The sequence below is a fragment of the Caulobacter sp. 10L414 genome (assembly GCF_056395525.1).
This window is the reverse complement of sequence record NZ_JBFTJR010000011.1, coordinates 87519-106098: the sequence shown is the minus strand read 5'-3', so window position 1 is coordinate 106098 and position 18580 is coordinate 87519. Positions and strand designations below refer to the sequence as shown.

The window sequence follows — 18580 nt, the reverse complement described above, 5'->3', positions numbered from 1 at the left end:
AGCTCCACCACCACGGCGCGACTTGTCGCCGCTGGAAGGCGAGCGCGCTTGAACCGCGTCGCAAAAGGTCCACATAAATAACGACCATCCGCCCAGTCCCGGGCGGACGGACTGTACGACTCAGGCGCATCGTCTGAAGTGACGGCAGTCCGCATGGCAAGGCGCGGGTTCTCGCGCCGGCCGGGAGTGAAAATATGTCTGAGATCCGTACGCTTCCTGTGTTGCCCCTGCGGGATATCGTTGTGTTCCCGCACATGGTGGTTCCGCTGTTCGTGGGCCGCGACAAGTCGGTTCGCGCCCTCGAGGAAGTGATGCGCGGCGACAAGCAGATCCTGCTCGTCACCCAGAAAAACAGCGCCGACGATGATCCGGCTCCGACCGACATCTATGATGTCGGCGTGCTGGCCACCGTGCTGCAGCTGCTGAAACTGCCCGACGGCACCGTCAAGGTGCTGGTCGAGGGCAAGGGCCGCGCCGCGGTCGTGCGCTTCACCGATCAGGAGGCCTATTACGAGGCCCAGGTCGGCGAGGTCAGCGAGGACCAGGGCGCGGGTCCCGAGGCCGAGGCGCTGTCGCGCGCGGTCGTCGAGCAGTTCGAGAACTACGTCAAACTCAACAAGAAGGTGCCGCCCGAGGCCCTGGCCGCGATCCCGCAGATCGCCGAGCCGGGCAAGCTGGCCGACAGCATCGCCGCCCACCTGTCGGTGAAGATCGGCGACAAGCAGCACCTGCTGGAAATCTTCGACGTCACCAAGCGCCTGGAGAAGGTCTTCGCCCTGATGGAAGGCGAGATCTCGGTGCTGCAGGTCGAGAAGAAGATCCGCTCGCGCGTGAAGCGCCAGATGGAGAAGACCCAGCGCGAGTACTATCTGAACGAGCAGATGAAGGCGATCCAGCGCGAGCTGGGCGACCCCGACGACTCGCGCGACGAGCTGATCGAGCTCGAGAAGCGCATCAAGAAGACCAAGCTTTCGAAGGAAGCCCGGGCCAAGGCCGAGGGCGAGCTGAAGAAGCTGCGCAACATGAGCCCGATGTCGGCCGAGAGCACCGTGGTCCGGAACTATCTGGACTGGCTGCTGTCGATCCCGTGGGGCAAGGCCAAGGGCAAGAAGATCGATCTCGCCGAGAGCGAGGACATCCTCGACGCCGACCACTACGGCCTGGAGAAGGTCAAGGAGCGGATCCTGGAGTACCTGGCCGTGCAGGCCCGGACCAATTCGCTGAAGGGCCCGATCCTGTGCCTCGTCGGCCCTCCAGGCGTCGGCAAGACCTCGCTGGGCAAGTCGATCGCCAAGGCCACGGGCCGCGAGTTCGTGCGCATGAGCCTCGGCGGCGTGCGTGACGAAGCCGAGATCCGCGGTCACCGCCGCACCTACATCGGCTCGATGCCCGGCAAGGTCATCCAGTCGATGAAGAAGGCCAAGACCACGAACGCCTTCGTCCTGCTGGACGAGATCGACAAGATGGGCAGCGACTATCGCGGCGATCCCGCCTCGGCCCTGCTCGAAGTGCTCGATCCGTCGCAGAACTCGACCTTCGGCGACCACTACCTGGAGGTCGACTACGACCTGTCGCAGGTGATGTTCGTCACCACGGCCAACAGCCTGAACATGCCCCAGCCGCTGCTGGACCGCATGGAGATCATCCGCATCCCCGGCTACACCGAGGACGAGAAGCTGGAGATCGCCAAGCGCCACGTCCTGCCCAAGCTGGCCAAGGATCACGGCCTGAAGGACAGCGAGTTCATCGTGCCGGACGCGGCCATCCGCGACCTGATCCGCTACTACACCCGGGAAGCCGGCGTGCGGTCGCTGGAGCGGGAACTGGGCAACCTGGCCCGCAAGACGGTGCGTGACCTGGCCCGCGAGAAGCTGACCAGCATCACGATCGACGATGCGCGCCTGGCCAAGTACGCCGGCGTCAAGAAGTACCGCTACGGCGAGACCGACGAAGTCGACCAGGTCGGCATCGTCACCGGTCTGGCCTGGACGGAATTCGGCGGCGACATCCTGACCATCGAAGCCGTGAAGATGCCGGGCAAGGGCCGCATGACGGTCACCGGCAACCTCAAGGAGGTGATGAAGGAGTCGATCTCGGCGGCCAACAGCTACGTCCGTTCGCGCGCCACCTCGTTCGGCATCAAGCCGCCGATCTTCGAGAAGACCGACGTCCACGTGCACGTGCCGGACGGCGCCACGCCGAAGGATGGTCCGTCGGCCGGTATCGCCATGGCCCTGGCCATGGTCTCGGTGCTGACCGGCATCCCGATCCGCAAGGACATCGCCATGACCGGCGAGATCACCCTGCGCGGCCGGGTCACGGCCATCGGCGGCCTGAAGGAAAAGCTGCTGGCGGCCCTGCGTTCGGGCGTGAAGACCGTGCTGATCCCGCAGGAAAACGAGAAGGATCTCGTCGACGTGCCGGAGAGCGTGAAGTCGGGTCTCGAGATCATTCCGGTCTCGACGGTCGACGAAGTGCTCAAGCACGCCCTGGTCGGACCGCTGACTCCGGTGGAGTGGAGCGAATCGGAGGAGCCCCTTTCGGGCCCCGCCAAGGCCGACGACGCCGGGGACGACGCAGTTCTTACGCACTGACAGTAACTTATTGTTGATAAGTAGGGCGGCGCGGGATCTTTCCGCGCCGCCTTCGTTTGACGGGGCTTGCGAAGCCCGCATACTTCCACGCGAGCGAAGCGGCGTAAGCTGTTGCAGCGCCGCCGCTTATTGGCTGGGAGACAAAAATGACCACGAAAGCCGAACTCGTCACGGCGATCGCCGAAAAGGCGGGCATCAACAAGAACCAGGCGAAGGACGCTCTGGAAGCTTTCATCGACACCGTCACCACTTCGCTGAAGTCGGGCTCGGACGTGCGTCTGGTGGGCTTCGGCACCTTCAAGGCTGTGACCCGGGCCGCCGGCACCGCGCGCAACCCGCGCACCGGTGAGACCGTCGAGCGTCCGGCCTCGAAGACCGCCCGCTTCCAGGTCGGCGAAGGCCTGAAGACCACCCTGAACGGCTGATCCCGTTTCGGATTCTAAGGGGCGGGACGTTGGACGACGGCCCGCCCTTTTCTATGCGCGCTTCCCATCTCGCCCGACTGCGGCTAGAAGGCGCGACCCTGCGAAAGGGCGGTTAGCTCAGCGGTAGAGCGTCTCGTTTACACCGAGAGGGTCGGGGGTTCGATCCCCTCACCGCCCACCAGGATCTCCAGCGGCGCATGCTGACACCAGGCTGTCAGCGGGCCTTGGGCAGTCTCCCAGGCGTTCGACGCCACAAGGGAGATCGTCATGTCCGTCAAGGGAAGCTGCCACTGCGGCGCCATCCAGTTCGAGGTCGAGGCCGGACCGACCGAACTGACCGACTGCAACTGCTCGTTCTGCACCAAGCGCGGCAATCTGGTCGCCTACTACCAGCCTTCCAGCTTCAAGCTGCTGACCGCTCGCGACCGGGTCTCGACCTATCAGTGGGGCGCGTACATGGGCTCGCACCATCACTGCAGCATCTGCGGCTGCGGAACCCACGGCGAGTTCCCCGACTTCAGCAGCGGCGAGGCCGACTACGACAATCCGCGTATCAGCATCAACGTGCGGCTGCTGGAGAATTTCGACCTTTCGCCGCTGCCGGTGGTCCACCTCAACGGGCGGGATGACTGGTAGGGGGCGGTCATTCAAGATCTGTCATCCCGGCCGGAGGGCCGCGTCAGCGGTCCGCAGAGCCGGGATCTCCCAGGTTTGAGGCGTCGCCGCCTTGGGGGATCCCGGCGCTCCGCTTCGCTACGGCCGGGATGACAATGAAAGTAGCGCTCTAGACCAGCGCCTCCAGCGCCTGGGCCGCGCTGCGGCCCTCGGCGTTGCGGGCGATCCTGGCGCCCAGCGTTCTGGCCGCCTCGCCATAGGCCGGATCGTCCAGAAGCTGACCCAGCGCCTGGGCGATCTTCTCCGGCGAGGCGTCCGGCGCCAGCGTGATGGCCGCGCCGCGGTGGGCGGCGCGCATGGCGTTGTCGTTCTGGTCGCGGCCCATGGGCAGGCACAGCAGCGGAACGCCGGCCATCAGCGGGCGCAGGGTCGAGCCGTGTCCGGCGTGGGTGACGAAGGCGGCGGCCTGGTCCAGCACCGCGCCGTGGGGCGCGCTGCGCACGACCTGTACATGCGGCGGGGCCGCGAACTCGGCGGGATCCAGCGTCGGCCCGGTCGTGACCAGGGCGCGGACGGGCAGGGCGGAAAGGGCGGCGATCACGTTGCGCAGCGTCTGCTCCTGCGCCTGGTAGAGGCTGGAGAACGACACCACGACCAGCGGCGCATCGCCGTCCGGCAGCGCGGCCGGCTGCGCCCAGGCCGGATCGGCGAGATACGGACCGACATGGGCGAACGGGGCGGGCAGGGGATCGGGGGCGAAGTCGAAGGCGGGGCTGGTGGCCAGCAGGATCGCGTGCGCCGCGTCGAACTGCGCGAAGAGATCGTCCAGGGGCGCAAGACCGTGCTCGGCGCGGGCGGCGTTCAGCGCCGGCAGGCCCGACTGGAAGAGACCGCGCGCCATCTGGGCGACCATGGCGTGCATGGCCCGCTCCTGGTCGTCGGCCGCCGGAGCCATGCCCGCGCCGAACGGCGGGGCGCCGGCCAGGTTGGGCAGCGACCAGATGTTGGCCGACAGCAGGGCGAGCCTGGTCCCGCGCGCCTGGGCCGCGACCATCACGCCCAGCAGGAGTTCCTGGGTGACGATCACGTCGGCGGGGAAGACATCCAGCGCGCCCAGCACATCTCGGGCGTAGGCGGCGGACGGGCCGGTCATCACCCGCTCCAGCAGGCGTTCGATCACGGCCATCGGATTGTCGGCTTCGAAGTCGCGCAGGCGATCGTCGTCGCGGGTCTTGCCGGTCTGGAACGGCGCGGTCGTCCAGGCGCGGAACGGAACGCCCAGGGCCCGGGCGTCCTCGGCGTTGGCTGGATCGCTGATCGCCAGCACCTCGTGGCCGCGGGCGATCATGTCGGCGGCGACCAGCAGCAGCGGCTGCACGTGGCCGCCGCCTTCCCAGGTGGTGAACAGAAAACGCGCCATGTCGGATACCCCCGTTTGGCCCCTCGTACGACGGCCCGGGCGTTCAATCCAGGCGAACCGAAATATGGTTTTTGCGCCGATGCGCGACGCGACGTAGGGTGGCGTCGGGCCGCTGGACAACGGCCCAGCTTCGGAGGAACCTCCCGGCGCTCGAGCACCTTATCGCTTGGCGGCCGCGCAAGACGGCTCCTTCTGCAGTAGCGAGGTACGGCGTGATCGATTTGCTGCCCTCTTCCCCGCCGAGCCCGGACGCCGGCGCGCCGCAGGACCAGATCAGATCAGCTTCCGGCCGGCCGGCCCGTCTCATCGACACGACGATGCTCTATGCGCCCCGCAGCGGCGGGGTGCGCCGCTACCTCAACGCCAAGCGGTCCTGGCTGGCCGAGAATCGGCCCGGCGTGCGACACACGCTGGTGGTGCCGGGGCCGCGCGACGCCCATGACGGCCACGGCCGGGTGTCGATCTACGCCGCGCCGCTGCCGTTCGGCGACGGCTATCGCTGGCCGATCGGCAAGACCAGCTGGATGGAACGCCTGATCCGCCAGCGGCCCGACGTCATCGAGGCCGGCGATCCCTACACGCCGGGCCTGGCGGCGCTGAAGGCCGGGGCCGCCCTGGGCGTGCCGGTCGTCGGATTCTGCCACACAGACCTGGGCGCGCTGGCCGCGCTGCATATCGGCGAATGGGCGGAGAAGCCGGTTCAGAAGCGCTGGGCGGCGATTTATCGCCAGTTCGACCAGGCCGTGGCCCCCAGCCATTTCATCGCCGGCCGGCTGATCGAAGCGGGGGTCCGGGACGCCATCGGCCTGCCGTTGGGCGTGGATGTCGACACCTTCCATCCGATGCGGGGCGATCGCGCGGCCCTGCGCCAGCGCCTGGGCCTGACCGACCGCCACCGAATCCTCGTCTTCGCCGGCCGTCCGGCGCGCGAAAAGAAGCTGGACGTGCTGGTCGACGCGGTCGAGCGGCTGGGCGAGCCCTATGTGCTGCTGCTGATCGGGGCCGGCGCGGGCGCGCGGGCCAGCGATCGCGTGATCTGCATGGATTACCAGCGCGACCCGGAGGCCCTGGCCGCCGTGCTGGCCGGCTGCGACGCCTTCGTCCACGCCAACGACAACGAGCCGTTCGGCCTGATCGTGCTGGAGGCCCTGGCCTGCGGCCTTCCAGTGGTCGGCGTCGCCGCCGGCGGGGTCGCCGAAAGCGTCGACGAGCAGGTCGGGGTGCTGGCCCAGGCTTCGGAAGGCGGCGTGTTCGCCGAGGCGGTCGAGGCGCTGTTCTCCCGCGACATGGCGGCCCTGAGCCGCGCCGCGCGCCTGCGGGCCGAAACCCGCCACGGCTGGACGCCGGTGTTCGAGCGGTTGACCGAGATCTATGGCCGGCTCAGCGGCGCGCGGGCCTTCCTCGGCGAAGCGGCCGCGGCGGCCGCTTCGCACTGATGGAAGAAGACAGGCCTTACGCGGCCTTGCGCAGATCTTCGCGCAGGGACGCCAGGATCTCGTAGCTGCGCAGGCGCGCGGCGTGGTCGTGGATCTGCGAGGCGGCCATCACCTCGTCGGCGCCGGTGGCCTCGATCACCGCCCGCAGCTTGGCCGACACGGTCTGGGGCGAGCCGATCGCCGAATAGCGGAAGGTGTTGTTGACGCCGGCCAGTTCGGCGGGCGAGGCCAGGGCGGTGATGTCGTCGACCGGCGGCGGCAGCAGGCCCGGATTGCCCCGACGCAGCGCCAGGAACTGCTGCTGGGTCGAGGTGTGCAGGCGCTGGGCCTCCTCGTCGGTGTCGGCCGCGCAGACCCCGATGCAGATCATGAAGTAGGGCTTGTCGAGCTGGGCCGACGGGCGGAAGCCGCGGCGATAGACCTCGACGGCCTGCATCAGCTGCTCGGGCGCGAAGTGGGCGGCGAACGCGTAGGGCAGGCCCAGCGCCGCGGCCAGCTGCGCGCCGTAGGTGCTGGAGCCCAGCAGCCACAGCGGCACGTCCTGGCCTTCGCCGGGAATCGCGCGCACGGCCTGGTCTTCCGTGGCCGGCTTGAACCAGTGCTGCAGCTCGACGACGTCCTCGGCGAAGCGGTCGACCGAACCCGCATAGCGGCGCAAGGCGCGGATCGTGGCCTGGTCGGTGCCCGGCGCGCGGCCGAGACCCAGGTCGATTCTGCCCGGATGCAGGGCCGCGAGCGTGCCGAAAGCCTCGGCGATCATCAGCGGCGCATGGTTGGGAAGCATGATGCCGCCCGATCCGACCCGGATTTTTTTGGTTCCGGCGGCGACGTGACCAATAACCACGGTTGTGGCGGCGCTGGCGATACCGGGCATGTTGTGGTGCTCGGCCAGCCAATATCTGTGGAAACCTAGCGACTCGGCATGTCGCGCGAGGTCCAAAGTATTGGCGAGCGCTTTACTGACCGTTGTTCCTTGAGGAACCGGCGACAGATCGAGGACGGAAAAAGGGAGATCGGCGGACTGGGTCATGCCCGCTACATCGGGATGCGACCGGTCGGTAACAACCGTCTGGCGACACAATTTGTCGCAGTCGTTCCAGCGGACGCGCGCGCAAACGGCAGCGCTAGGCGCTTAAACGGGCAATTCGAAAAAGTGGGGCAGGGGAAAGTGGCGCGAATGACGGGGCTCGAACCCGCGACCTCCGGCGTGACAGGCCGGCGCTCTAACCAACTGAGCTACATCCGCGTCGCGTAGGGCCGCAAAACCCTACGAAGCGCTCGCTTTTACCTCGGATCGCTGCCTTCCAGAAGAAGGTGGCGCGAATGACGGGGCTCGAACCCGCGACCTCCGGCGTGACAGGCCGGCGCTCTAACCAACTGAGCTACATCCGCATTTGCTGTCCGCCAAGGCGGAAGTGCGACCCGCCGTGCGGCGAGGGGCGTCTGATATGTCGGGCCGAGACTCGTGTCAACGGCCATGTCGCAGAACCTGTGGATGGCTTGCAGTTGCGATCGTTTCTCAATGTGCCCCAGGCGTTTGAAGCGTGGGAAATGCTGGGCTACAACGCGGCCGATTCAAGCCAAGGGCTGTCATGACCGCCTTCCTTCTCCAGTACCTGCCGATCGTGATCTTCATCGGGATCGCGGCTGTTATCGGCATCGTCTTCATGTTGGCCGCCGCCGTGCTCGCGCCCAAGGCGCCGGACCCGGAAAAGCTGTCTGCTTACGAATGCGGCTTCAACGCCTTCGACGATGCGCGCATGAAGTTCGACGTCCGGTTCTACCTGGTGTCGATCCTCTTCATCATCTTCGACCTCGAAGTGGCGTTCCTCTTCCCGTGGGCCGTCACTCTTATGAAGTTGCCTGCCGACGTCGCCGCCTACGCCTTCTGGTCCATGCTGGCCTTCCTGGGCGTTCTGACCGTCGGCTTTATCTACGAATGGAAGAAGGGCGCCCTCGAATGGGAGTGATCGTTCCCGCCAACAGCTCGCCCGTCGTTCCGGCCGGCGCCGCTGGCCGCTCGACCGTGCAGGGCTATGACCCCAAGCTGCACGACGCCTTCTTCGACGGCGTCTCCCAGCAGCTGGCCGACAAGGGCTTCATCACGGCCGCCGCCGACGACCTCATCACCTGGGCCCGCACCGGCTCGCTGATGTGGATGACGTTCGGCCTGGCCTGCTGCGCCGTCGAGATGATGCACTCGGCCATGCCGCGCTACGACCTGGAGCGCTACGGCTTCGCCCCGCGCGCCAGCCCGCGTCAGTCGGACGTGATGATCGTCGCCGGCACGCTGACCAACAAGATGGCCCCGGCTCTGCGCAAGGTCTACGACCAGATGCCCGAGCCCCGCTACGTCATCTCGATGGGCAGCTGCGCCAACGGCGGCGGCTACTATTACTATAGCTACAGCGTCGTGCGCGGCTGCGACCGCGTCGTGCCGATCGACATCTACGTGCCGGGCTGCCCGCCGACGGCCGAAGCGCTCGTCTACGGCGTGCTGCAGCTCCAGAAGAAGATCCGTCGCACGGGGACCATCGAGCGATGAGCCAAGACCTCGAAGCCCTCGGCCAGGCGATCGTCGCCAATTCGGCCGGCGCGATCTCGTCGTATCACGTGGCGTTCGGCGAGCTGAACGTGCTGGGTTCGGCCAATCGCGTGGTCGAGCTGCTGACCTACCTGCGCGACCACCCCGACTACCGCTTCCACCAGCTGGTGGACCTGACGGCGGTCGACTACCCCGAGCGCGCCGCGCGCTTCGACGTGGTCTACCACCTGCTGTCGATGGTGAAGAACGTCCGCATCCGCGTGAAGGTGCAGACCGACGAAGACACCCCGGTTCCGAGCGCCACGCCCGTGTTCCCGGTCGCCGACTGGTTCGAGCGCGAAGTGTTCGACATGTACGGCGTGTTCTTCGAGGGCCACCCCGACCTGCGCCGCATCCTGACGGACTACGGTTTCCACGGCCACCCGCTGCGGAAAGACTTCCCGATGACCGGCTATGTCGAGGTCCGCTACGACGACGAGCTCAAGCGCGTCGTCTACGAACCCGTGAAGATCACCGAGTACCGCGCATTCGACTTCCTCTCTCCGTGGGAGGGCGCCAAGTACGCCCTGCCGGGTGACGAGAAGGCGGAGAAGGCTTAAGTCATGACTGGCACGAACGCTCCCGCCGCGGCGACCGACTTCTTCCGCGACGAACCGACGGTTCCGGCGATCCCGGAGACCCCGGTCCGCAAGTTCAACATCAACTTCGGCCCCCAGCACCCGGCCGCGCACGGCGTGCTGCGTCTGGTGCTGGAGCTCGACGGTGAAATCGTCGAACGCGTCGATCCGCACATCGGCCTGCTGCACCGCGGCACCGAGAAGCTGATGGAAGCGCGCACCTACCTGCAGAACATCCCGTACTTCGACCGCCTCGACTACGTGGCGCCGATGAACCAGGAACATGCGTTCTGCCTGGCGATCGAGAAGCTGCTGGGCGTGGAAGTGCCCAAGCGCGGCCAGATCGTCCGCGTGCTGTTCTGCGAGATCGGCCGCATCCTGAACCACCTGCTGAACGTGACGACCCAGGCCATGGACGTCGGCGCCCTGACGCCGCCGCTCTGGGGCTTCGAAGAGCGCGAAAAGCTGATGATCTTCTACGAGCGCGCCTGCGGCGCTCGTCTGCACGCCAACTACTTCCGTCCGGGCGGCGTTCACCAGGACCTGACCCCGAGCCTGATCGACGACATCGAGAGCTGGGCGAAAGCCTTCCCGAAGGTGTGCGACGACATCGAGGGCCTGATCACCGACAACCGCATCTTCAAGCAGCGCAACGTCGACATCGGCGTCGTGAGCAAGGAAGACGCCTGGGCCTGGGGCTTCTCGGGCGTGATGGTGCGCGGTTCGGGCATCGCCTGGGACCTGCGCCGCAACCAGCCGTACGAGAACTACAACGAGTTCGAGTTCGACATCCCGCTGGGCAAGAACGGCGACTGCTACGATCGCTACCTCTGCCGCATGCAGGAAATGCGCGAGAGCACCAAGATCATCCTGCAGGCCGTGGCCATGCTGCGCGCCACGCCGGGCCCGGTGCTCAGCGAGGACAACAAGGTCAGCCCGCCCCGTCGCGCCGAGATGAAGCGCTCGATGGAAGCCCTGATCCACCACTTCAAGCTCTACACCGAGGGCTTCAAGACGCCGGAAGGCGAGGTCTACGCGGCCGTCGAAGCCCCCAAGGGCGAGTTCGGCGTCTACGTCGTCAGCAACGGCACCAACAAGCCGTACCGCTGCAAGATCAAGGCTCCGGGCTTCTCGCACCTGGCCGCCATGGACTGGATGAACCGCGGCCACCAGCTGGCCGACGTTTCGGCCATCCTGGGTTCGCTCGACATCGTGTTCGGCGAGGTCGACCGATGAGCCTCGAAACCATCGCCCAGGCCCAGCTCGACGCCTACAACGCCCAGGACCTGGACGCCCACTGCGCCCACTTCTCGGACGACGTGGTCGTGGCCGGCCTGAACGGCGAGGTGGCGCGCACGGGCATCGAGGCCTATCGCGCCTTCTACGCCAAGACCTTCGCCGAGTTCCCCAAGAACAACGCCAAGCTGCTGAACCGCATCGTGGTCGGCTCGAACGTGATCGATCACGAGCACGTCGACCGCGGCAACGGCGACGAACCCTTCCAGGTCGCCGCCATCTACACCTTCAAGGGCGACAAGATCGTCCGCGTGGATTTCGCCCGATGAGCGTCCGTCGTCTCGCCAAGGAACAGCCCGAGAGCTTCGCTTTCTCGAAGGAAAGCCAGGCCAAGGCCGACTGGTGGAAAGCCAAGTACCCCGCCGCCCGCAAGCAGTCGGCGGTGATCCCGATGCTGTGGCTGGCCCAGAAGCAGGAGGGCTGGGTGCAGGAGCCCGCGATCCAGGAGATCGCGCGCCAGCTCGAGATGCCGGTCATCCGCGTTCTGGAAGTGGCCACCTTCTACGTGATGTTCCAGCTGGCCCCGGTGGGTAAGACCGCCTTCGTCCAGCTGTGCGGCACCACGCCCTGCCAGCTGCGCGGCGCGCTCGACCTGCGCTCGGTGCTGGAAAAGAAGATCGGCCCGGCCCACTCGGTCTCGGCCGACGGCAAGTTCAGCTGGGAAGAGGTCGAGTGCCTCGGCGCTTGTTGCAACGCCCCCATGGCGGCGATCAACGACTACTACTACGAAGACCTGACGCCGGAGAGCCTGGCCCAGATCCTCGACGACTTCGCCGCGGGCAAGGCCCCGCAGCCGGGCAGCTACGAAGGCCGCAAGGCCTCGGAGCCGAAGGACAAGATCCAGACCCTGACCGACCCGAAGCTGTACGACGGCTCGGCGGCCAAGAAGATCAAGATCCCGAACCTGCCCGAGAAGCCGAAGAAGACCAAGGCGGAGCCCGCCGCCTGATGACCGACGTGGCCGTCCAACAGAAGAAGCGCTTCACGACGATGATCGCCATCGACGTCGTGTGCTTCCTGCTGGCCGGCGCGGCGATCGTCGGCCACGTGGCCATGGGCGTGGGCTGGCTTCTGCCGGTCTTCGTCCTGGCCATCGTCGCGGGCCTGGGCGCCCAGATCTGGTTCGTGGTCGGGTGGCTGAAGGCCACCAAGCCGCAGGACCCGCAAGCGGGGAGGGCGCCATGAGCGACGACCTCGCCGACAAGCGTCGGGCCTACGTCGCCACGATCCGGAGCCTGTACCGCAAGGAACGGGCCTTCGGGTTCCTGGCCAGTCTGGCCGGGGTGCTGCTGCTGATCTGGGGCCGGGAGGTCCCCGGCGCGCCAGCCTGGGCTACGCCCACAGGTCTTTTGGTGATCGGCGCCGGTTGGCTGCTTTTCGCCTATGTCATCGTCCGGCGGACGCGCTATGTCCGCACCCATCCATTCGATCCGCAAAGCTAGAGTCATGGTCGGTATCCTCGAAGACAAGGATCGCATCTTCACCAACCTTTACGGGCTCCAGGACTGGGGTCTGGAAGGTGCGAAGGCGCGCGGTTGCTGGAACGGCACCAAGGATATTCTGGACGCCGGGCGCGACTGGATCATCGAGAACATGAAGAACTCCGGTCTGCGAGGCCGTGGGGGCGCTGGTTTCTCGACCGGTCTGAAGTGGTCCTTCATGCCCAAGGAAGTGAAGGAAGGTCGTCCGCACTACCTCGTCGTCAACGCCGACGAGTCCGAGCCGGGCACCTGCAAGGACCGGGAGATCATGCGGCATGACCCGCACCTCCTGATCGAGGGCTGCCTGATCGCCTCGCGGGCCATGCTGGCCCACGCCTGCTACATCTACATCCGCGGCGAGTACGTCTTCGAGCGCGAGCGCCTGGAAGCGGCGATCAAGCAGGCCTACGAGGCCAAGCTGGTCGGCAAGGACAACATCCACGGCTGGGACTTCGACATCTACGTCCACCACGGCGCCGGCGCCTACATCTGCGGCGAAGAGACGGCCCTGCTGGAAAGCCTGGAAGGCAAGAAGGGCCAGCCGCGCCTGAAGCCGCCGTTCCCGGCCGGCGCCGGCCTCTACGGCATGCCGACCACGGTCAACAACGTCGAGAGCATCGCGGTCGCCGGCACCATCCTGCGTCGCGGCGCCTCGTGGTTCGCGGGCTTTGGCCGTCCCAACAACGCCGGCACCAAGCTGTTCTGCGTCTCGGGCCACGTGAACCTGCCCTGCAACGTCGAAGAAGCCATGAGCATCCCCTTCCGTCAGCTGATGGAAGACCACTGCGGCGGCATCCGCGGCGGCTGGGGCAACCTCAAGGCCGTGATCCCGGGCGGTTCGTCGGTTCCGATGATCCCGGCCGAGCAGTGCGAAGACCTGCCGATGGACTTCGACGCCCTGCGCAACCTGCGCTCGGGCCTGGGCACCGCCGCCGTCATCGTCATGGACAAGTCCACCGACCTGGTCCGCGCCATCGCCCGCCTGTCGTACTTCTACAAGCACGAGAGCTGCGGCCAGTGCACGCCGTGCCGCGAAGGCACCGGCTGGATGTGGCGCGTCATGGAGCGCATGGCCACCGGCGAAGCCGATCCGAAGGAAATCGACACCCTTCTGGACGTCACGACCCAAGTCGAGGGTCACACCATCTGCGCCCTGGGCGACGCGGCCGCCTGGCCGATCCAGGGCCTGTTCCGCCACTTCCGCCACGAGGTGGAGGAGCGGATCGCTTCCTATCGTAGCGGTCGCCTGCACGTGCAGGGCGCCAAGCTGATCGCGGCGGAGTAACGAGAATGGCAATCGCCAAGGTCAACGGCGTCGAGGTCGAGTTCGAACCCGGCATGACGGTTCTGCAGGTCGCGGAACTGGCTGGGGAAGAGATCCCGCGCTTCTGCTATCACGAGCGTCTGAGCATCGCCGGCAACTGCCGCATGTGCCTGGTCGAGGTTAAGCCCGGTCCGCCGAAGCCGCAGGCTTCGTGCGCGCTGCCGGCCGCCGAGGGCCAGGAGATCTTCACCAACACCCCGATGGTCAAGAAGGCCCGCGAAGGTGTGATGGAGTTCCTGCTCATCAACCATCCGCTGGACTGCCCGATCTGCGACCAGGGCGGCGAGTGCGACCTGCAGGACCAGGCCGTCGGCTACGGCCGCGACGACAGCCGCTACGACGAAAACAAGCGCGCCGTCGAAGAGAAGGCCATGGGCCCGCTCATCAAGACCGTGATGACGCGCTGCATCCAGTGCACCCGCTGCGTCCGCTTCATCACCGAAGTCGCCGGCTCGCCGGAGATCGGCCTGATCTCGCGCGGTGAAGACGTCGAGATCACGACCTACCTGGGCGCCGCGGTGACCTCGGAACTGTCGGCCAACGTCATCGACCTGTGCCCGGTCGGCGCGCTGACCTCCAAGCCGTACGCCTTCGAAGCCCGTCCGTGGGAACTGAAGAAGACCGAAAGCATCGACGTGATGGACGCGCTGGGCTCGTCGATCCGCGTCGACGGCCGCGCCAACGCCGTGCTGCGCGTGCTGCCGCGCATCAACGAGGACGTCAACGAAGAGTGGATCTCGGACAAGACCCGCTACGCCGTCGACGGCCTGCAGCGCCAGCGCTTGGACCGTCCGTACGTCCGCGTCGACGGCAAGCTGAAGCCGGCCACGTGGTCGGAGGCTTTCGCCGCCGTCTCGGCCAAGATCAAGGCGACCGCGGCTGAGCGCATCGGCGTCATCGCCGGCGACCTGCAGGACGCCGAAAGCCTGAAGGCGACCAAGGACCTCTTCACCGCCCTGGGCGTGAAGAACCTGGACGCCCGTCAGGACGGCGCCGCCCTGGGCGCCGGTCCGCGCGAAAGCTGGCTGTTCAACTCGACCATCGCCGGCATCGAAGACGCCGACGTCGTCCTGTTCGTCGGCTCCAACCCGCGCCTCGAGGCTCCGGTTCTCAACGCCCGCTTCCGCAAGCAGTGGCTGGCCGGCAAGACCCGCTTCGGCGTCATCGGCGAGCAGGTCGACCTGACCTTCGGCTACGACTACCTCGGCGCCGGCGCCAAGACGCTGTCGGGCCTGGCCAAGGCCAAGAACGACTTCGTCGCCGCCTTCAAGGCCGCCGAGCGTCCCGCGATCATCATCGGCCAGGGCGCCATCGCCCGCGCCGACGGCGCGGCGATCCTCAAGGCCGCCGCCGGCCTCGCCAAGACCTTCAAGGTCGTGCGCGAAGGCTGGAACGGCTGGAACGTGCTGCACACCGCCGCCGCCCGCGTGGCCGGCCTCGACCTGGGCTTCGTCCCGGCCGAGGGCGGTCTGGCCGCCGGCGACATGCTGAAGCCGGGCGCGCTGGACGTGCTGTTCCTGCTGGGCGCCGACGAGTGCGAAAGCGCCGCTTCGGACGCCTTCAAGATCTATCTCGGCACCCACGGCGACGCCGGCGCCCACAAGGCCGACGTGATCCTGCCGGGCGCGGCCTACACCGAAAAGAACGGCCTGTACGTCAACACCGAGGGCCGGGTGCAGATGGGCAAGCGCGCCGTGTTCCCGAAGGGCGAGGCCAAGGAAGACTGGTCGATCCTGCGGGCGCTGTCGGAAACCCTGGGCCACAAGCTGCCGTACGACAGCCTGGACCAGCTGCGCGCCAAGCTGTTCGCCGATCACCCGACCTTCGGCCAGATCGACTTCGCCCCGGGCTCGGTTCCCACCGTGTTCGACCTCGCCGCCGTCGGCGGGGAAGGGGAGGTCTCCGACGCTCCGTTCGAGAGCCCGGTGAAGGCCTTCCACCTGACCAATCCCATCGCGCGCGCCAGCGTGACCATGGCCGAGTGCGCGGCCAACGTCTCGGCCGCCTCCAAGATCGCCGCGGAGTAAGCCGTGAACGAGATCAATCCGCTTCTCTGGTTCGGCCTCACGCTCGGCGGCATCCTGCTGGTCGTGATCTGGGTTCTGCTGAGCCTGGCCTTCCTGCTGCTGGCCGACCGCAAGATCTGGGCCGGCGTCCAGATGCGCAAGGGCCCCAACGTCGTTGGTCCCTTCGGCCTGCTTCAGTCGTTCGCCGACTTCGGCAAGTTCGTGCTGAAGGAAATCGTCATCCCGGCCGGCGCCGACAAGGCCATCTTCCTGCTGGCCCCGCTGATCAGCCTGGTCCTGGGCTTCATCGGCTGGGCCGTGGTGCCGTTCGCGCCGGGCTGGGTCGTCTCCAACCTGAACGTCGGCATCCTCTACCTGCTGGCGATGAGCTCGCTGGGCGTCTACGGCATCATCATGGGCGGCTGGGCTTCGAACTCGAAGTACCCGTTCCTGGGCGCGCTGCGTTCGGCGGCGCAGATGGTGTCGTACGAAGTGTCGATCGGCCTGATCATCATCACGGTGATCCTGCTGGCCGGCTCGATGAACCTGTCGACGATCGTCGAAGCCCAGTCGGGCTGGATCTGGAACTGGAACGTCTTCGGCGGCGGCCTCAAGAACATCGTCCTGCTGCCGGTCATGGTGATCGCCATGGGCATGTTCTACATCTCGGCCCTGGCCGAGACGAACCGCCCGCCGTTCGACCTTCCGGAAGCTGAATCCGAACTCGTGGCCGGCTACCAGGTCGAGTACTCCTCGACCCCGTACCTGCTGTTCATGGTCGCCGAATATTCGAACATCGTTCTGATGTGCGCCATGATCAACGTGCTGTTCTTCGGCGGCTGGAACCCCGGCTTCCCGACGGACTTCATGGCCACCTGGCCGACGTTCGCGGCCAACCTGCTGCTGGCCTTGGTGTTCTACGCCAAGATCTGCTTCTGGTTCTTCATGTTCGCCATGGCCAAGGCCATCGTGCCCCGCTACCGCTACGACCAACTGATGCGCCTGGGCTGGAAGGTCTTCCTGCCGATGTCGCTGGTGCTGGTCGTCCTGGTCGCCGGCTGGCGCGTCTTCTCGCCGGTGGCGGGATGAGGCGTCCGCTCGCCCTGGCCCTGACGGGGCTGGCCCTGGTCTCGACGGGCGCGTGCGCGACCGCCGAGACGGCCGGTTCCTATTCGCTGGGGCGAGGGATCGTGAACTACGACGAGCTGCGTCGGGCCGGCGACAAGTGCCAGGCCGAAGGCGGAACGTTGCAAGCCAAGATGGACGGGGGAGATCCCGCCCAGCTTTCGAACTACACCTGCGTCATTCCGAAGGTTAAGCGGCCATGATGAGTCGTATCACCCAAGCCGTCAAAGGCGTCGCCCTGCTGGACTTCGCAGGCGCCTTCGGCCTGGCCATGAAGTATCTGGTCGCGCCGAAGAAGACCGTGATCTATCCGAACGAGCGCGGCCCGCAGTCGCCTCGTTTCCGGGGCGAGCACGCCCTGCGCCGCTATCCCAACGGGGAAGAGCGCTGCATCGCGTGCAAGCTGTGCGAGGCCATCTGCCCGGCCCAGGCCATCACCATCGAGGCCGAACCGCGCGAGGACGGCAGCCGCCGCACGACCCGGTACGACATCGACATGGTCAAGTGCATCTACTGCGGCCTGTGCCAGGAGGCCTGCCCGGTGGACGCCATCGTCGAAGGCCCGAACATCGAGTTCGCGGTCGAGACGCGTGAAGAGCTCTACTACGACAAGGAAAAGCTGCTCGACAACGGTGACCGTTGGGAGCGGCTGATCGCGAAGAATCTGGAGTTGGACGCTCCGTACCGGTAAACGGTCGGCGCGAATCCGAGGTTGGCGGCGTGCGCTTCGCACGTCGCTGTTATTTGAACTTATCAGGGGAGCACCTGGGCCAATGGCCTTGCAGGCGATAGCTTTCTACTTGCTGGCGTTCGTGACCATTGCGGCGGGTCTTCTCGTCGTCTCGGCCAAGAACCCCGTGCACTCGGTGCTCTTCCTGATCACCGCCTTCTTCTCGGCCGCAGGCCTCTTCGTCCTCCTGGGCGCGGAGTTCCTCGCGATGCTGCTGATCGTCGTCTATGTGGGCGCGGTCGCGGTGCTGTTCCTCTTCGTCGTCATGATGCTCGACATCGACTTCGAAGCGCTTCGGGACGGCTTCGCCCAGTACCTGCCCATCGGCGGTCTGGTCGGCGGCGTCCTGACGATCGAGATGATCATGGTCGCCGTCAGCGTGGCCACCAACGGCGCGGCCGCCAAGAACGCCGCTCCGCTGGCGTCGCCGGGCGGTGTCAGCAACACCGAGGCCATCGGCCGGGTGCTCTACACCGACTACATCTTCTTCTTCCAGGCGGCGGGCCTGGTGCTGCTGGTCGCGATGATCGGCGCCATCGTCCTGACCCTGCGTCATAAGCCGGGCGTGAAGCGCCAGGACATCGGCAAGCAGGTCGCCCGCACGCCCAAGACCGGAATGGAACTCGTGCAGATCAAGCCGGGCGAGGGGATCAGCGAATGATCGGCCTTCCGCATTACCTCATCGTCGCCGCCATCCTGCTGACGATCGGCGTCTTCGGGATCTTCGTGAACCGCAAGAACATCATCGTCATCCTGATGTCGATCGAGCTGATCCTGCTGGCGGTGAACATCAACCTGGTCGCCTTCTCGGCCTACCTGCACAACGTGGTGGGCCAGATCTTCGCGATGTTCGTGCTGACCGTGGCGGCCGCCGAGGCCGCCGTCGGCCTCGCCATCCTGGTGACCTTCTTCCGGAACCGCGGCGACATCGCGGTCGACGACGCCAGCATGATGAAGGGCTGACCC

The 18580-nt window shown here is 66.6% G+C and carries 21 protein-coding genes and 3 tRNA genes; 20 read left to right on the top strand and 4 right to left on the bottom strand.

From position 1 onward, the window contains the following. Positions 1–194: 194 nt before the first annotated feature. The 4 genes from lon (at position 195) to AC1DCG_RS06340 (ending at position 3655) form a co-directional block, all read left to right on the top strand. On the top strand, positions 195–2594 hold the full coding sequence (gene lon / locus AC1DCG_RS06355; RefSeq protein WP_165255173.1) for an endopeptidase La: 2400 nt from the start codon (positions 195–197) through the stop codon (positions 2592–2594). Positions 2595–2740: 146 nt separating this feature from the next. Further along, positions 2741–3019 (top strand): HU family DNA-binding protein, encoded by a 279-nt coding sequence (locus tag AC1DCG_RS06350; protein WP_058346343.1) that lies wholly within the window; start codon positions 2741–2743, stop codon positions 3017–3019. 106 nt (positions 3020–3125) lie between these two features. Continuing rightward, positions 3126–3200 (top strand) — tRNA-Val (locus AC1DCG_RS06345). An 86-nt stretch (positions 3201–3286) separates the two neighbouring features. Next, on the top strand, positions 3287–3655 hold the full coding sequence (locus AC1DCG_RS06340; RefSeq protein WP_477029914.1) for a GFA family protein: 369 nt from the start codon (positions 3287–3289) through the stop codon (positions 3653–3655). 148 nt (positions 3656–3803) lie between these two features. Here the strand turns inward: AC1DCG_RS06340 and AC1DCG_RS06335 are convergent, their stop codons facing one another. Next, complete coding sequence (locus AC1DCG_RS06335) at positions 3804–5054, bottom strand: glycosyltransferase (protein ID WP_477029913.1); 1251 nt, start codon at positions 5052–5054, stop codon at positions 3804–3806. 221 nt (positions 5055–5275) lie between these two features. Here AC1DCG_RS06335 and AC1DCG_RS06330 point away from each other — a divergent pair, with 221 nt between their 5' ends. Next, positions 5276–6490 carry a glycosyltransferase gene (locus tag AC1DCG_RS06330; protein ID WP_477029928.1) on the top strand — a complete coding sequence of 405 codons (1215 nt, stop codon included), beginning with the start codon at positions 5276–5278 and terminating at the stop codon, positions 6488–6490. A 16-nt stretch (positions 6491–6506) separates the two neighbouring features. On the opposite strand, the gene AC1DCG_RS06325 is transcribed toward AC1DCG_RS06330, so the two are convergent. The 3 genes from AC1DCG_RS06325 to AC1DCG_RS06315 form a co-directional block, all read right to left on the bottom strand. After that, the gene (locus tag AC1DCG_RS06325) at positions 6507–7520 is read right to left on the bottom strand and encodes an LLM class flavin-dependent oxidoreductase (protein WP_477029912.1); all 1014 of its coding nucleotides are present in this window, start codon (positions 7518–7520) and stop codon (positions 6507–6509) included. 139 nt (positions 7521–7659) lie between these two features. Continuing rightward, positions 7660–7736, bottom strand: a tRNA-Asp gene (locus AC1DCG_RS06320). Between the two features lie 69 nt (positions 7737–7805). Further along, positions 7806–7882: transfer RNA gene (locus AC1DCG_RS06315), tRNA-Asp, on the bottom strand. A 200-nt stretch (positions 7883–8082) separates the two neighbouring features. Here AC1DCG_RS06315 and AC1DCG_RS06310 point away from each other — a divergent pair. The 15 genes from AC1DCG_RS06310 to nuoK all read left to right on the top strand — a co-directional run bounded on the left by AC1DCG_RS06310 (position 8083) and on the right by nuoK (position 18577). After that, complete coding sequence (locus AC1DCG_RS06310) at positions 8083–8460, top strand: NADH-quinone oxidoreductase subunit A (protein WP_165255182.1); 378 nt, start codon at positions 8083–8085, stop codon at positions 8458–8460. After that, the gene (locus AC1DCG_RS06305) at positions 8430–9035 is read left to right on the top strand and encodes a NuoB/complex I 20 kDa subunit family protein (protein ID WP_101712996.1); all 606 of its coding nucleotides are present in this window, start codon (positions 8430–8432) and stop codon (positions 9033–9035) included. Before AC1DCG_RS06310 ends, AC1DCG_RS06305 begins: the two co-directional genes overlap by 31 nt. Beyond that, positions 9032–9634 carry an NADH-quinone oxidoreductase subunit C gene (locus AC1DCG_RS06300; RefSeq protein ID WP_477029911.1) on the top strand — a complete coding sequence of 201 codons (603 nt, stop codon included), beginning with the start codon at positions 9032–9034 and terminating at the stop codon, positions 9632–9634. Before AC1DCG_RS06305 ends, AC1DCG_RS06300 begins: the two co-directional genes overlap by 4 nt. Positions 9635–9637: 3 nt before the next feature. After that, complete coding sequence (locus AC1DCG_RS06295; RefSeq protein WP_165255184.1) at positions 9638–10888, top strand: NADH-quinone oxidoreductase subunit D; 1251 nt, start codon at positions 9638–9640, stop codon at positions 10886–10888. Continuing rightward, positions 10885–11217 carry a nuclear transport factor 2 family protein gene (locus tag AC1DCG_RS06290; RefSeq protein ID WP_165255185.1) on the top strand — a complete coding sequence of 111 codons (333 nt, stop codon included), beginning with the start codon at positions 10885–10887 and terminating at the stop codon, positions 11215–11217. The genes AC1DCG_RS06295 and AC1DCG_RS06290 overlap by 4 nt, the downstream gene beginning before the upstream one ends. After that, positions 11214–11897: an NADH-quinone oxidoreductase subunit NuoE gene (gene nuoE, locus AC1DCG_RS06285; protein ID WP_165255187.1), complete on the top strand. Its 684-nt coding sequence runs from the start codon at positions 11214–11216 to the stop codon at positions 11895–11897. Before AC1DCG_RS06290 ends, nuoE begins: the two co-directional genes overlap by 4 nt. Further along, complete coding sequence (locus tag AC1DCG_RS06280) at positions 11897–12133, top strand: hypothetical protein (RefSeq protein WP_165255189.1); 237 nt, start codon at positions 11897–11899, stop codon at positions 12131–12133. The genes nuoE and AC1DCG_RS06280 overlap by 1 nt, the downstream gene beginning before the upstream one ends. Then, complete coding sequence (locus tag AC1DCG_RS06275) at positions 12130–12390, top strand: hypothetical protein (protein ID WP_101719846.1); 261 nt, start codon at positions 12130–12132, stop codon at positions 12388–12390. Before AC1DCG_RS06280 ends, AC1DCG_RS06275 begins: the two co-directional genes overlap by 4 nt. A 4-nt stretch (positions 12391–12394) precedes the next feature. Next, positions 12395–13714, top strand: coding sequence for an NADH-quinone oxidoreductase subunit NuoF (gene nuoF, locus AC1DCG_RS06270; protein WP_165255190.1), 1320 nt, complete (start codon positions 12395–12397; stop codon positions 13712–13714). A 5-nt stretch (positions 13715–13719) separates the two neighbouring features. After that, complete coding sequence (gene nuoG, locus AC1DCG_RS06265) at positions 13720–15780, top strand: NADH-quinone oxidoreductase subunit NuoG (RefSeq protein WP_477036505.1); 2061 nt, start codon at positions 13720–13722, stop codon at positions 15778–15780. 3 nt (positions 15781–15783) lie between these two features. Next, positions 15784–16848, top strand: coding sequence for an NADH-quinone oxidoreductase subunit NuoH (gene nuoH / locus AC1DCG_RS06260; protein WP_477036504.1), 1065 nt, complete (start codon positions 15784–15786; stop codon positions 16846–16848). Next, on the top strand, positions 16845–17087 hold the full coding sequence (locus AC1DCG_RS06255) for a hypothetical protein (RefSeq protein WP_165255194.1): 243 nt from the start codon (positions 16845–16847) through the stop codon (positions 17085–17087). Before nuoH ends, AC1DCG_RS06255 begins: the two co-directional genes overlap by 4 nt. Next, positions 17084–17575: an NADH-quinone oxidoreductase subunit NuoI gene (nuoI, locus tag AC1DCG_RS06250; protein WP_058346359.1), complete on the top strand. Its 492-nt coding sequence runs from the start codon at positions 17084–17086 to the stop codon at positions 17573–17575. Before AC1DCG_RS06255 ends, nuoI begins: the two co-directional genes overlap by 4 nt. Positions 17576–17657: 82 nt before the next feature. After that, positions 17658–18275, top strand: coding sequence for an NADH-quinone oxidoreductase subunit J (locus AC1DCG_RS06245; protein WP_101719842.1), 618 nt, complete (start codon positions 17658–17660; stop codon positions 18273–18275). Continuing rightward, positions 18272–18577, top strand: a complete 306-nt coding sequence (nuoK, locus tag AC1DCG_RS06240; protein WP_101719841.1) for an NADH-quinone oxidoreductase subunit NuoK — start codon at positions 18272–18274, stop codon at positions 18575–18577. The genes AC1DCG_RS06245 and nuoK overlap by 4 nt, the downstream gene beginning before the upstream one ends. Positions 18578–18580: the final 3 nt, after the last annotated feature.

Excerpts from the sequence above, each read along its gene's own strand:
- AC1DCG_RS06350 (WP_058346343.1), top strand. The coding sequence starts at position 2,741 with ATGACCACGAAAGCCGAACTCGTCACGGCGATCGCCGAAAAGGCGGGC.
- AC1DCG_RS06335 (WP_477029913.1), bottom strand. The coding sequence starts at position 5,054 with ATGGCGCGTTTTCTGTTCACCACCTGGGAAGGCGGCGGCCACGTGCAG.
- AC1DCG_RS06255 (WP_165255194.1), top strand. The coding sequence starts at position 16,845 with ATGAGGCGTCCGCTCGCCCTGGCCCTGACGGGGCTGGCCCTGGTCTCG.
- AC1DCG_RS06310 (WP_165255182.1), top strand. The coding sequence starts at position 8,083 with ATGACCGCCTTCCTTCTCCAGTACCTGCCGATCGTGATCTTCATCGGG.
- AC1DCG_RS06290 (WP_165255185.1), top strand. The coding sequence starts at position 10,885 with ATGAGCCTCGAAACCATCGCCCAGGCCCAGCTCGACGCCTACAACGCC.
- nuoI (WP_058346359.1), top strand. The coding sequence starts at position 17,084 with ATGATGAGTCGTATCACCCAAGCCGTCAAAGGCGTCGCCCTGCTGGAC.
- nuoE (WP_165255187.1), top strand. The coding sequence starts at position 11,214 with ATGAGCGTCCGTCGTCTCGCCAAGGAACAGCCCGAGAGCTTCGCTTTC.
- AC1DCG_RS06325 (WP_477029912.1), bottom strand. The coding sequence starts at position 7,520 with ATGACCCAGTCCGCCGATCTCCCTTTTTCCGTCCTCGATCTGTCGCCG.
- lon (WP_165255173.1), top strand. The coding sequence starts at position 195 with ATGTCTGAGATCCGTACGCTTCCTGTGTTGCCCCTGCGGGATATCGTT.
- AC1DCG_RS06340 (WP_477029914.1), top strand. The coding sequence starts at position 3,287 with ATGTCCGTCAAGGGAAGCTGCCACTGCGGCGCCATCCAGTTCGAGGTC.
- AC1DCG_RS06245 (WP_101719842.1), top strand. The coding sequence starts at position 17,658 with ATGGCCTTGCAGGCGATAGCTTTCTACTTGCTGGCGTTCGTGACCATT.
- AC1DCG_RS06295 (WP_165255184.1), top strand. The coding sequence starts at position 9,638 with ATGACTGGCACGAACGCTCCCGCCGCGGCGACCGACTTCTTCCGCGAC.
- nuoK (WP_101719841.1), top strand. The coding sequence starts at position 18,272 with ATGATCGGCCTTCCGCATTACCTCATCGTCGCCGCCATCCTGCTGACG.
- nuoF (WP_165255190.1), top strand. The coding sequence starts at position 12,395 with ATGGTCGGTATCCTCGAAGACAAGGATCGCATCTTCACCAACCTTTAC.
- AC1DCG_RS06300 (WP_477029911.1), top strand. The coding sequence starts at position 9,032 with ATGAGCCAAGACCTCGAAGCCCTCGGCCAGGCGATCGTCGCCAATTCG.
- AC1DCG_RS06275 (WP_101719846.1), top strand. The coding sequence starts at position 12,130 with ATGAGCGACGACCTCGCCGACAAGCGTCGGGCCTACGTCGCCACGATC.
- nuoG (WP_477036505.1), top strand. The coding sequence starts at position 13,720 with ATGGCAATCGCCAAGGTCAACGGCGTCGAGGTCGAGTTCGAACCCGGC.
- AC1DCG_RS06280 (WP_165255189.1), top strand. The coding sequence starts at position 11,897 with ATGACCGACGTGGCCGTCCAACAGAAGAAGCGCTTCACGACGATGATC.
- AC1DCG_RS06305 (WP_101712996.1), top strand. The coding sequence starts at position 8,430 with ATGGAAGAAGGGCGCCCTCGAATGGGAGTGATCGTTCCCGCCAACAGC.